Annotated in this window: 14 protein-coding genes and 1 tRNA gene; 3 read left to right on the forward strand and 12 right to left on the reverse strand. The window is 69.7% G+C overall.

What is annotated here, in order from left to right:
• Positions 1-139: 139 nt before the first annotated feature.
• Genes ACFVTX_RS00540 through dut form a run of 3 tightly spaced genes read right to left on the reverse strand, consistent with a single transcriptional unit; the run spans position 140 to position 2,012 of the window.
• Positions 140-934 carry a DUF3159 domain-containing protein gene (locus ACFVTX_RS00540; protein ID WP_386897128.1) on the reverse strand — a complete coding sequence of 265 codons (795 nt, stop codon included), beginning with the start codon at positions 932-934 and terminating at the stop codon, positions 140-142.
• A gap of 2 nt (positions 935-936) precedes the next feature.
• On the reverse strand, positions 937-1,557 hold the full coding sequence (locus tag ACFVTX_RS00545) for a DUF3710 domain-containing protein (protein WP_386897129.1): 621 nt from the start codon (positions 1,555-1,557) through the stop codon (positions 937-939).
• A complete protein-coding gene (dut, locus tag ACFVTX_RS00550) occupies positions 1,554-2,012 on the reverse strand; it encodes a dUTP diphosphatase (RefSeq protein WP_386897130.1) in 459 nt (152 codons plus the stop codon). Before dut ends, ACFVTX_RS00545 begins: the two co-directional genes overlap by 4 nt.
• 95 nt (positions 2,013-2,107) lie before the next feature.
• Between dut and ACFVTX_RS00555 the strand changes: the two genes are divergently transcribed.
• Complete coding sequence (locus tag ACFVTX_RS00555) at positions 2,108-2,572, forward strand: DUF3093 domain-containing protein (protein WP_386897132.1); 465 nt, start codon at positions 2,108-2,110, stop codon at positions 2,570-2,572.
• Here ACFVTX_RS00555 and ACFVTX_RS00560 read toward each other — a convergent pair.
• Positions 2,569-2,862 carry a DUF4193 domain-containing protein gene (locus tag ACFVTX_RS00560; RefSeq protein WP_386897134.1) on the reverse strand — a complete coding sequence of 98 codons (294 nt, stop codon included), beginning with the start codon at positions 2,860-2,862 and terminating at the stop codon, positions 2,569-2,571. The two genes, ACFVTX_RS00555 and ACFVTX_RS00560, sit on opposite strands and share 4 nt — an antisense overlap.
• Positions 2,863-3,058: 196 nt before the next feature.
• Here ACFVTX_RS00560 and sepH point away from each other — a divergent pair, with 196 nt between their 5' ends.
• On the forward strand, positions 3,059-4,192 hold the full coding sequence (sepH, locus tag ACFVTX_RS00565) for a septation protein SepH (protein WP_386897135.1): 1,134 nt from the start codon (positions 3,059-3,061) through the stop codon (positions 4,190-4,192).
• A 176-nt stretch (positions 4,193-4,368) separates the two neighbouring features.
• Positions 4,369-4,674 carry a DUF6504 family protein gene (locus ACFVTX_RS00570; RefSeq protein ID WP_386897137.1) on the forward strand — a complete coding sequence of 102 codons (306 nt, stop codon included), beginning with the start codon at positions 4,369-4,371 and terminating at the stop codon, positions 4,672-4,674.
• Here the strand turns inward: ACFVTX_RS00570 and ACFVTX_RS00575 are convergent.
• From ACFVTX_RS00575 to ACFVTX_RS00610, 8 genes are all read right to left on the reverse strand, one after another.
• Positions 4,671-5,888: a benzoate/H(+) symporter BenE family transporter gene (locus tag ACFVTX_RS00575; RefSeq protein WP_386898720.1), complete on the reverse strand. Its 1,218-nt coding sequence runs from the start codon at positions 5,886-5,888 to the stop codon at positions 4,671-4,673. The genes ACFVTX_RS00570 and ACFVTX_RS00575 overlap by 4 nt on opposite strands.
• A gap of 15 nt (positions 5,889-5,903) precedes the next feature.
• Positions 5,904-7,181, reverse strand: a complete 1,278-nt coding sequence (gene clpX, locus ACFVTX_RS00580) for an ATP-dependent Clp protease ATP-binding subunit ClpX (RefSeq protein WP_386897138.1) — start codon at positions 7,179-7,181, stop codon at positions 5,904-5,906.
• Positions 7,182-7,297: 116 nt separating this feature from the next.
• On the reverse strand, positions 7,298-8,056 hold the full coding sequence (locus tag ACFVTX_RS00585) for an AAA family ATPase (RefSeq protein WP_386897140.1): 759 nt from the start codon (positions 8,054-8,056) through the stop codon (positions 7,298-7,300).
• A 10-nt stretch (positions 8,057-8,066) separates the two neighbouring features.
• Positions 8,067-8,735 carry an ATP-dependent Clp protease proteolytic subunit gene (locus ACFVTX_RS00590; RefSeq protein ID WP_386897142.1) on the reverse strand — a complete coding sequence of 223 codons (669 nt, stop codon included), beginning with the start codon at positions 8,733-8,735 and terminating at the stop codon, positions 8,067-8,069.
• A gap of 26 nt (positions 8,736-8,761) precedes the next feature.
• Entirely contained in the window at positions 8,762-9,346 is a 585-nt protein-coding gene (locus ACFVTX_RS00595; RefSeq protein ID WP_386897144.1) for an ATP-dependent Clp protease proteolytic subunit, read from the reverse strand.
• A 73-nt stretch (positions 9,347-9,419) separates the two neighbouring features.
• Positions 9,420-9,926, reverse strand: coding sequence for a tetratricopeptide repeat protein (locus ACFVTX_RS00600; RefSeq protein ID WP_386897146.1), 507 nt, complete (start codon positions 9,924-9,926; stop codon positions 9,420-9,422).
• A gap of 77 nt (positions 9,927-10,003) precedes the next feature.
• Positions 10,004-11,449 (reverse strand): trigger factor, encoded by a 1,446-nt coding sequence (gene tig, locus ACFVTX_RS00605; RefSeq protein ID WP_386897147.1) that lies wholly within the window; start codon positions 11,447-11,449, stop codon positions 10,004-10,006.
• Positions 11,450-11,498: 49 nt separating this feature from the next.
• Positions 11,499-11,572: transfer RNA gene (locus ACFVTX_RS00610), tRNA-Pro, on the reverse strand.
• Positions 11,573-11,738 lie beyond the last annotated feature (166 nt).

Raw genomic sequence — 11,738 nt, forward strand, 5'->3', positions numbered from 1 at the left:
GGATGCCGGCGACGACGCGCACGACATTCCATCTTCTCCGTCAGACATGGGGCGGTACCAGCAAGGGTAACCTAAGCCGATCGCCCGCCGACAGGCCTCGCACCTCGTGCGAATTTATCTTGACGTCGAGATAACTCTATCACTCGGCCGAGCGCGCCGACGACGGATAGACGGCGCGTACGACGAGCCACGAGAAGACGAGCACGAGGGCGTAGAGCGGCACGCCCATGAGCAGGCGCATCGCGCCGAGCGCCTCGACGTTGTTCACGAGGTAGAACGGCACCTGCACGGCCAGGCGCGCCACGAAGAGCCCGATCCACACCAGGGTGAGGAACTGCGCCGCACGGTACTTGCGACGATCCTGCTTCCACGCCACGCCGTCGCCCATCAGGAATCCGACGATGAGCCCGATCGCGGGCCATCGCACGAACAGGGAGATGAGCAGCGCGAGCGCGTACGCCGCGTTCGTGATGAACCCGAGCACGTAGTTGTCGCGCGCGTCACCCGACCAGAGCGCGAGCGCCGCGGAGGCGAGCACGCCGACGAGGCCGGCGATCGCCTGCGTCGGCTGCCCCTTCACCACGACCCGCGCGATCGTGAACACCACCGCGAGGCCGACCGACGCCACGAGCGCCGGCACCAGCGCCGACTGCGCGTCCACGTCGCCGAAGCTCGTCAGCGAGCTGTAGACGACGAGGAACACGAGGCCCGGCAGCAGCGCCTCGAGGATGCCTCGCACACCGCCGACCGCGACGAGCAGGTCGCGACCGCTGAGCTTCTCATCGCGCGCGAGCGCACCGAGACCGCTCTTCTCGGCGGCGGCGGCGAGCTGACGCCCGAAGTCCGCCGCGTCGGGGGCCGGGCTCTCCGAGGCATCCCGGCTCTCGACGCCCTCATCGCCTTCGGGACGCTCGCCGCCCGCCGTCGAGGACACTGCTACGCCGTCGGCGCGCCCGCGGAGGACGCGGGCATGCGGAGCGGGATGAGGTCGCGCGGCGGCATCGGCGTCGCGCCGCGCACCACCACGATCGAACGGAACAGATCTTCGATCTGGGCCGCCGCGGCCGGATCGACCGCCGCCTGCCCGGCGATGACACCGCGGAGGAACCAGCGCGGACCGTCGACGCCGACGAAACGCGCCAGACGCATCTGGCCCTGCTGACCCTCACCGGCCGCAACCGGGATCTGGGCGAGCAGTTCGGGACCGAACGCACCCTCGCGGACCGTCGTCGTACCGCCCTGACGGGCGATCTGCTCGGCGATCTGCGCACGGATCTCGTGCCACAGCCCGCTCGACCGGGGCGCCGCGAACGGCTGCACCTGCAGCGTCGAGTTCGCATAGTCGAGCCCGATCGCCACGACGCGCTTCGTGCCCTCCTCGACTTCGAGACGGAGGTGGAGGCCCTCGCGCGGCAGCACCTTCACGCCGCCGAGGTCGACGTAGGGGCGGACCGGGTTGGCCTCCGACTCGTCGAAGGGACCTGCGCTCGACCGGTCGTCGGGTGCGGACTTGGGCTGGTCGACGGGCGTGCCGTCGGTGTTCTCGATGTCGCTCACGCGTTCACTCCTGACTTGTGCTCCCCGAATCCGGTGGAGCCGAATCCCCCGTCGCCGCGCAGGCTGCCCGGCAATTGCTCGACCTCGACGAAACGCGCCCGCACGACGGGCATGATGACGAGCTGCGCGATGCGGTCGCCGGCCTCGATCGTGTACGCCTCGCGCGCGTCGGTGTTGAGCAGTGCGACCTTGATCTCGCCGCGGTACCCCGCGTCGACCGTGCCCGGCGCATTCACGATCGTGATGCCGTGCTTGAACGCGAGCCCCGATCGGGGCACCACGAACGCGACATGCCCCGCGGGCAGCGCGATCGAGACGCCCGTGCCGACGGTCGCCCGCTCACCGGGCTCGAGCACGATCGACTCGGTGGCATGGAGGTCGGCCCCGGCGTCGCCCTCATGGGCGTAGCTCGGGACGCGTTCGGCAGCGATCAGCACGTCGACGGAATCGGTCACCGTTCGAGGATAGTGCCGAAGTCCCGAAGACCGAACGCACAGGTCACCGACCCACCCGATCAGCGGAGAGTGCCGAAGTCTGGTGGGATGGAGCCATGCCCGAATACCACGAGAGACTGTGGCCCACGCCGTGGATCTACATCGCCAGCCTGCTGCTCATCCCCGCGAGCATCCTCGTCCTGGCCCCCGTCTCGCTCCCCGCCGGCATCGCGACCGGCGTCATCCTCTATCTCGCCGCCGTCGGCGCGCTGACGCTCACCGCACCGACCGTCGAAGTCCGCGACGGCCGATTCCGTGCCGGCCGCGCCGAGATCGCAGCCGACCAGCTCGGCGAGGCCGTCGCGGCCGACGAGACCGCAGCGCGCATCGAGCGCGGCACCGGGCTCGACGCGCGCGCGTTCCTCGTGATCCGCGGCTGGGTCCGACCGGTCGTGCGGGTGCCGATCCTCGACCCCGCCGACCCGACCCCGTACTGGCTCGTCTCGAGCCGCCGGCCAAAAGAACTGGCCGCCGCGATCAACGGATCACGACGGCCTGAAAGTGGGGAGCGCGGCGACTAGGCGGCGCACTCCAGGCAGATCGGCCCGAGCTTCGTCTCGTGGTCGATCTGCGAGCGGTGCTTCACCAGGAAGCAGTTCACACAGGTGAACTCGTCGGCCTGGGGCGGAAGCACCACGACATCGAGCTCGACGTCGGAGAGGTCGGCGCCGGAGAGATCGAACCCTCCGGGGTTGTCGGCATCGTCGACATCCACCACTCCCGACATCTTGTCGGGGACGCGTTCCTTGAGGGCCTCGATCGACTCCGAGTCGTCTTCGGTCTTCCGCGGGGCGTCGTAATCCGTTGCCATTCCCATCCATTTCCTCATGCGCCGAAGATTCGGCGGCCATAGTCTGCATCAAATCCCGTACGTAAGCAAACCCTTTGCACGCCCGTTCTCCCGATGCACGCTGTTCAACTTCCGCCGCGCCCGCGCTATTCCCGCGGGCACCGTCGGCGACGTGGCATCCTTGGGCGGAGACAAAAGCACGGAAGGGCTTGTCGCGATGCAGGAACTCAAGGTAATCGGAGTCGAGAACGGCGCGTTGCTGGCCGCGTCCGACGATGGCGCACGCTTCCGGATCGAGATCGACGAGGTCCTCCAGTCGCGCATCCGTCAGGCACAGCCCGAACAGCACACCGGCCCGAAACCCTCGCCCCGCGAGGTGCAGGCGCACATCCGTGCAGGCATGTCCGCCGAGGAGGTCGCCCAGGTCACGGGCGCCGCCGTCGACTACATCCGTCGCTTCGAGGGGCCGGTGCTCGCGGAGCGCGACCACATCGTCACCTCGGCGCTCGCGGTCCCCGTCAACCTCGGCATCGAGGCCGACCCGTCCGACGAGCCCGCGACGTTCGGCGGCGTGATCCGCGACCGACTCGCGAAGCTCGGCGCGCTGGGCGAACGCTGGGCGAGCTGGAAGGACGAGGAGCGCGGCTGGATCGTCAAGCTCGAGTTCACCGCCGACACGATCGACCACGACGCACGATGGACCTTCGAGCCCAAGAAGCAGTCGCTGCAGCCGCTCAACTCCGAAGCCGTCACCCTCTCGCAGCAGGGTGAGCTCAAGGGCGGGCTCATTCCCCGCCTGCGCGCCGTCGGGCCCGACTCCGACGAGTCGCGGTTCGACAGCGGCGCGTTCACCTTCGACGAGCTCGACCACGGCGACAACGACACGGCGCCTCACCTCGAGCCGCTGCCCTACGCCCGTACCTCGCAGACCTCGAGCCCCGCGGTCGCCCGCGCGGCGATCAAGCGCGCCGACGAGCCCAAGCAGTCGCTCGGCGAGACGGCCGACCTGCTCGAGGCGCTGCGCCGCCGACGCGGTGAGCGCGAGTCGGCCAACCTCGACGGCGAGTCGCTTCGGCCCACGGCCGGACCCACTCCGCTCGCCGAGACGCCGACGCCGATCGCGCCCGTCGCCCCCGTCGCGCCCGGTGCGACGGTCGACTCGCCTGAGCCGGCCACCGAGGAGAAGCCCGGCGCCGGCGCCCGCAGCATCTGGGGCAAGGTCTCGGCGCCGCCGAGCAACGGCTCGAGCAGCGGCTCGAACAACGGTCGCGCGCAGAAGAAGGGTCGCGCGTCGATGCCGAGCTGGGACGAGATCGTCTTCGGCGCCCGCACCGACGACGATCTGGCCTGATCGGCGCGCGAGCCGCGCGAGCCGCGCGAGCCGCTCTGCCGCACCGCCGAACGCACGCAATCGAAGCCGCCCGGTCCCGACCGGGCGGCTTCGCTCGTCCCGGGCGACCCGGCCGTCGCCCGACGACGGTGGTAGCATTCGAACATCTGTTCGAATGTATTGCGCCGGGAGGCACGATGTCGCAGCTGTGCGAACCCGCCGAACTCTGGACGGACGGCGACGGCACCCCGCTCCGGCTCGTGTGGCGCGCCCGCCGATTCCGGGTGAGCGACACCCCGACGGCGCTCGTCGGCGACTGCGGCTGGTGGCGGCCGTTCGCCGAGCACGACGTCTCCCCCGGCCGTCCGCCGCTCGAGATCAGCGGCTGGCGGTTCCAGGCGAGCGGTGACGACGGCGAGACGCACGTGTTCGACCTCGAACGCGAACCGATGCCGGGCGGCGCACGATCGGGCCGCTGGCACGTCGTGCGGGTCTTCGACTAACCGCGGTCGGGCGTCGGCGCGGGCATCGGCGCGGGCGAGCTTCGGGTCGACGGCGCCGGCGTTCCGGCACCGCCCTTCGGCCGCAGCCAGAGCATCAGCACCCCGCCGACCACGAGCCCCCAGAACGCCGAGCCGATGCCGGCCACGGCGACGCCCGACGCCGTCACGAGGAACGTGCCGATCGCCGTGATGCGGTGCTCGGGCGCCTCGAGTGCGCTCGTCATCGCCGTGACGAGCGCGCCGAGCAGGGCGAGCCCCGCGACGGCGGTGATGATGATCGGCGGCGACGCCTGCACCACCGCCGCGGCGAGACCGGCGCCCACACCGAGGAGCAGGTACACCACCCCTGAGGAGACGGTCGCGATCCACCGCTTACGGGGGTCGGGGGCCGCCTCGGGGCTCGCCATGATGGCCGCGGTGATCGCCGCGAGATTGATCGCGTGCCCGCCGGTGAGCGCCGCCGCCATCGAGGCCGCACCCGACGTGACGAGCACGGGCCGCGGCGGGAGCCGATAGCCGAAGGTCGACATGACGGCGAAGCCGGGCACGTTCTGCCCCGCCATCGTCACGATGAAGAGCGGCAGCCCGAGGCTCACGATCACGAACGGGTCGAACACGGGCGCGACGAACTCGAGCCGGGGCACGACCGCGTCGTTGCCGATGACGGCCGGGCCCGCGATGATCGCGATGCCGACGACCGCCACGAGCATCGCCGCGGGGACCGCCCACCGCGGGGCGAGCCGGGCGAGCAGCAGCCACACGAGCACCATCGGGATCGCGATCGCCGGTTGCTCGATCGCCGCGGTCACCGGCGCGATGCAGATCGGGAAGAGGATGCCGGCGAGCATCGCGCTGGCGATGGGCTTCGGGATGCTCGTGATCGCACGCCCGAGTGCCGGCCAGAGGCCCGAGAGCACGATCAGCGCACCGCACACGAGGAACGCCCCCGTCGCGGCCGCGAAGTCCTGCGTGGTGCTCGCCGCGGCGACGAGCAGGGCCGCGCCCGGGGTCGACCAGGCGAACGACACGGGAATGCGCATGACGATCGGCAGCACGATGCACGTGATGCCCGTCGCGAGGCACAGCGCGAAGAGACCCGACGCGGCCTGCGCGTCGGTCGCGCCGACGGCGACGAGCCCGGCGATGACGAGCGCGAACGAACTGGCGAACCCCGTGATGGCGGCGATGACGCCGGCGACGACGGTGTGGAAGATGGGCGGGGCTCTCGCCTAGGCCGACTTCTCGGCGCGACGCTGCTTGTGCGGCACGATCGTCGGGGCCGCGTTGTCGAGCACGGCGGCCTTCGTCACGACGACCCGGGCGACACCCGTCGCGGAGGGGACCTCGAACATGATCGGCCCGAGCACCTCCTCCATGATCGCGCGGAGACCGCGGGCGCCCGTCTGTCGCAGCACGGCGAGATCGGCGATGGCCTCGAGGGCGGCCTGCTCGAAGTCGAGCTCGACGCCGTCGAGCTCGAACATGCGCTGGTACTGCTTGACGAGCGCGTTCTTCGGCTCGGTGAGGATCTCCATCAGGGCCTCCTGATCGAGCGGCGTCACCGTCGCCACGACCGGGAGCCGGCCGATGAACTCGGGGATGAGTCCGAACTTGTGGAGGTCTTCAGGAAGCACCTCGCTGAAGATGTCGGCCTCGTCCTCCTTGTTGTGGAGCGGCGCACCGAAGCCGATGCCGCGCTTGCCCGCACGCGAGGAGATGATGTCCTCGAGCCCGGCGAACGCGCCGGCCACGATGAACAGCACGTTCGTCGTGTCGATCTGGATGAACTCCTGGTGCGGGTGCTTGCGCCCGCCCTGCGGCGGTACCGAGGCGACGGTGCCCTCGAGGATCTTCAGGAGCGCCTGCTGCACGCCCTCGCCCGAGACGTCCCGTGTGATCGAGGGGTTCTCGGCCTTGCGCGCGATCTTGTCGACCTCGTCGATGTAGATGATGCCGGTCTCGGCGCGCTTGACGTCGTAGTCGGCCGCCTGGATGAGCTTCAGGAGGATGTTCTCGACGTCTTCGCCGACGTAGCCCGCCTCGGTGAGGGCGGTCGCGTCGGCGACGGCGAACGGCACGTTGAGCTGCTTCGCCAGCGTCTGCGCGAGGTACGTCTTGCCGCACCCGGTCGGGCCGATCAGCAGGATGTTCGACTTCGCGATCTCGACGTCGTCGTGGGCGCGGTCGGCGGTCGTCAGCGTCGCCTTGGCACGCACTCGCTTGTAGTGGTTGTAGACGGCGACGGCGAGGGCCTTCTTCGCGGCCTCCTGGCCGATGACGTACTCCTCGAGGAAGCCGAAGATCTCCTTCGGCTTCGGAAGCTCGAAATCACCGGTCTCGGTCTCGCCGGCCTCGGCCAGACGCTCCTCGATGATCTCGTTGCAGAGCTCCACGCACTCGTCGCAGATGTAGACGCCAGGTCCGGCGATGAGCTGCTGGACCTGCTTCTGGCTCTTTCCGCAGAAGGAGCACTTCAGCAGATCGGCGCTCTCTCCGATGCGTGCCATCGAAACCCTCCCTATCGACGAGTCTGCTCCGAGCCTAGCCCGACTTTCGGCGCTCGCGGCGTAGCCGCGGCGATTCGACACGCGGGGCCGGTTCGCCCGCCGCGAACCGCCGGGCGTCAGTCGATGAGGTGACGCAGGTACCTCCGGGGGTCGTCGAGATACGAGCGCCAGTGGGCGACGAGTTCGAGGTCCTCCCACTCGGTCTCGCGGATGCCCCACTCCCCCAGTTCGAGGATGGTCGCCCCGGGGACCGAGGCGAGGATCGGGGAGTGCGTCGCGCAGATGACCTGCGTTCCCCGGGCGACCATGCGGTCGAGGCCGGCGATCCAGCTGAGGATCGACGCGAACGACAGCGCCGCCTCGGGTTCGTCGAGGCACACGAGCCCCGCGGTGAACTGCGGATGGTTGAGCTTGTTGTCGAGGAGGTCGTTGAACGACTCGCCATGGCTCAACGAGTGCAGGTGCCGATCGGGGCTGTCGGGCAGCTCCTCGAGGTAGCTGTAGTAGCCGTGCATCGTCTCGGCCCGGAGGAAGAACCCCCATCGCGGAGCGCGGGGACTGCGCTCGATGCGGAGCCACTCGCCGAGCGGCGACTCGCTGGGGCGGGAGGCCCGGCCGCCGTTGCTGCTTCCGCCCTCGGGCGGAAGCCCGTACGCGGTCGCGATGCCCTCGAGGAGCGTCGACTTCCCGCTGCCGTTCTCGCCGACGAGGAAGGTGAGGCCCGGCATGAAGTCGAGGCCGCGAAGCTCGATGAGCTCCGCGATCGCCGGGACCGTCGCGGGCCACGCCGTGAGATCGATCGAGGCATCCGTGGAAAGCGAAACGCGGCGGATGGCCCGGCTGTCGTCCAGCCGGTCATCCGCCGCGTTCGTCACGGTGGGAGGACTACCGGGTGATCGCCGGCAGGCTCTTGCGCGAGGTGAGCACCTGGTCGATGAGGCCGTACTCGAGCGCCTCGTTCGCCGACAGGATCTTGTCGCGGTCGATGTCGGTGTTGACCTGCTCGGGCGTGCGGTTCGAGTGGTTCGAGAGCGTGCTCTCGAGCCACGTGCGCATGCGCAGGATCTCGGCCGCCTGGATCTCGATGTCGCTCGCCTGGCCGTGCCCCGCCTCGCCCATCGCGGGCTGGTGGATGAGCACGCGGGCGTTCGGCAGCGCGAGGCGCTTGCCGGGCGTACCGGCCGCGGCGATGACCGCCGCCGCCGAGGCCGCCTGGCCGAGCACGACGGTCATGATCTCGGGACGGATGTACTGCATCGTGTCGTAGATCGCCGTCATCGCGGTGAACGAGCCACCGGGCGAGTTGATGTAGAGGATGATGTCGCGGTCGGGGTCCATCGACTCGAGCACCAGGAGCTGGGCCATGATGTCGTCGGCCGAGGCGTCGTCGACCTGCACGCCGAGGAAGATGATGCGATCCTCGAAGAGCTTCGCGTACGGGTCCTGGCGCTTGTAGCCGTAGGCCGTGCGCTCCTCGAAGCTCGGCAGGATGTAGCGCGAGCCCGGTGCCTGCACGCCGTTGAAGGCGGTGCCACCGAAAGCAGGGATGTTCATTCTGACGTTCTCTCTTCTCTCGATGCCTACGCCTGGGTTCCGCCGCCGCCGGCGACGTCGAGCGCCGACTCGCGGATGTGGTCGACGAAGCCGTACTCGAGCGCCTCCTGGGCGTTGAACCAGCGGTCGCGGTCGCCGTCGGCGTTGATCTGCTCGACGGTCTTGCCCGTCTGCGCTGCAGTGATCTCGGCGAGGCGGTTCTTCATCGAGACGATGAGCTGTGCCTGCGTCTGGATGTCGCTCGCGGTGCCGCCGAAGCCGCCGTGCGGCTGGTGCAGCAGCACGCGCGCGTTCGGGGTGATGTAGCGCTTGCCCTTGGTGCCGGCGGTGAGGAGGAGCTGCCCCATCGACGCGGCCATGCCGATGCCGACGGTGACGATGTCGTTCGGCACGAACTGCATCGTGTCGTAGATCGCCATGCCGGCCGTGATCGAGCCACCGGGCGAGTTGATGTAGAGGTAGATGTCCTTCTTGGGATCCTCCGCGGCGAGCAGCAGCAGCTTCGCCGCGATCTCATTGGCGTTCTCGTCGCGCACCTCGGAGCCAAGCCAGATGATGCGGTCCTTCAGCAGTCGATCGAAAACACCGGTGCCTGGTGTCGGTTCGGCCATGTGTCGCTCCGTTTCGGTTGTCGCGTTGATTCGAATCTATCCGGTGCAACGCGCGCGAACGGGGCTGTTCGCCCTAGGCGGATGCCGCGAGTTCCGCGGCGTAAGCGGCGAGCGAGATGCGGTACCGCGGCAGATGCGGCGCGAGCGCGCCGAGAGCGTCGGATGCCGCGCGGCGGGCGTCGCCCGCGTCGACCCGTGCGAGGGCGCGGAACGCGACGACCGCGTCGCGCAGCTCGCCCGACTCTGTCTCGATCTCGTCGAGCAGCGCGATGGACTCGAGGGGCCGCCCGAGGTTTCGGATCGTCGAGGCGAGCTGGATGTGCGCCTGCACCCGCTCGGAGCCGCTGAGCCCGCCGTCGATGGCGCGCCGGTAGAGCGGCTCGGCCTCGGTCTCGAGGCCGGCGGAGTCACGGGCGCCCGCGCGTTCGAAGAGTGCGAGCGGGTCGTCGCCCGGGCGTTCGGCGGCGAGGGCGTCGATGCGTCGCACCACCTCGAGCTCGCCGAGTTCGTCGGCCGCGGCCCAGACCGCGTCGACGCGCGCCTGCCAGTCGCCGGTCGGCCCCGTGGCATCCGTGCCCATCTTCACCCTCGTCGTTCTTCTGGAGACGACGAAGGGGTCGAGCGGAACCGCTCGACCCCTTCGCACACCAAGCGGAATTACTCCGCGTCGGCCTTCTTCGGCGCGCGCTTGCGAGCCGGCTTCTTCTCCTCCGCGGGAGCCTCGGCGGCCTCCTCGGCCGGCGCCTCGGCGGCGGCCTTCTTCGGAGCGCGCTTCTTCGCGGCGGGCTTCTTCTCCTCCGCGGGAGCCTCGGCGGCCTCGTCGTCACCGACGGCGGTGAACTCGGAGAGGTCGACGGGGTTGCCCGCTGCGTCCTTCACGGTGACCTTGCCGAGCGCGATCGCGAGCGCCTTGTTGCGCGCGACCTCGCCGACCATGGCGGGGATCTGGCCCTGCTGGCTCAGGATCTGGACGAACTCGTTCGGGTCCATGCCGTACTGGGCCGCGCCCTGCACGAGGTACTGCGTGAGCTCCTCCTGGCTGACCTGGACCTTCTCGGCCTCGGCGATCGCGTCGAGCAGGATCTGCGTCTTGAACGCCTTCTCGCTCGACTCGGCGACCTCGGCGCGGTGCACGTCGTCTTCGAGACGGCCTTCGCCCTCGAGGTGACGGTGCACCTCGTCGTCGATGACGCCCTGCGCGACGGGCACGTCGGCGAGCTCGAGGAGCTTGTCGACGAGGAGGTCGCGGGCCTGGTTGCCCTGGCCGAAGACGCCGTTGCGGCCGGCCTGCTCCTTGAGCGACGCCGTCAGCTCGGCGAGGGTGTCGAACTCGCTCGCGATCTGCGCGAAGTCGTCGTCGGCCTCGGGGAGCTCGCGCTCCTTCACGGCACCGACGGTGACGGTGATCTCGGCGGTCTCGCCCTCGTGCTCGCCGCCGAGCAGCTTCGAGGCGAAGGTCGTGGTCTCACCGGCGGAGAGCGTGTCGAGCGCCTCGTCGATGCCCTCGAGCAGTTCGCCCGAGCCGAGCTCGTACGAGATGCCGCTCGCGGTGTCGACCTCGGTGCCGTCGATCGCGGCGACGAGGTCGAGGGTGACGAAGTCGCCCGACTTGGCGGGACGGTCGACGGTGACGAGCGTGCCGAAGCGGCTGCGCAGACGGTCGAGCTCGGCGTTGACCTCGTCGTCGCCGACCTCGATCGTGTCGACGGTCAGCTCGATGCCGTCGAGCGCGGGCACCTCGATCTCGGGGCGCACGTCGACCTCGATGGCGAGCAGCAGGTCGCCGGAGAAGTCCTTCTCGCTGGGCCACTCGACGATGTCGGCCTCGGGGCGGCCCATCGGGCGCAGTTCGTGCTCGGCGACGGCGGCACGGTAGAAGCCGTCGAGGCCCTCGTTGACCGCGTGCTCGAGCACGGCGGCCTTGCCGACGCGCTGGTCGATGATGGGGGGCGGCACCTTGCCCTTGCGGAAGCCGGGCACGTTGACCTGCTCGGCGATGTGCTCGTACGCGTGGGCGATGCTGGGCTTCAGCTCATCGGGCGTCACCGAGATGGTGAGCTTGGCGCGAGTGGGGCTCAGCTTCTCAACCGAAGTGGTCGGCATGGGGAAGATCTCCTGTTGTGTGGAAGTTCGTGTCGAGTCGAGGAACTCGTCGGGGCGACAGGATTCGAACCTGCGACTTCCCGCTCCCAAAGCGGGCGCTCTACCAAGCTGAGCTACGCCCCGAGTCGCCGACTCAACTCGTCGATTCACCCACGCGGGCGTGACGAAGCACGCGTCGGGCGGGTGGACCTCGGAAAGTCTACTGCACACGCGACCGCCGTCGCTGAGCGGAGCGGCGAAGCGCGCGCGGCGCGTCTGTGGATGGATCCGCAGGTCAGCGCCCCGCGGC

Origin of the sequence: Agromyces sp. NPDC058136, assembly GCF_042884375.1 — a bacterium.
Taxonomy (GTDB): domain Bacteria; phylum Actinomycetota; class Actinomycetes; order Actinomycetales; family Microbacteriaceae; genus Agromyces.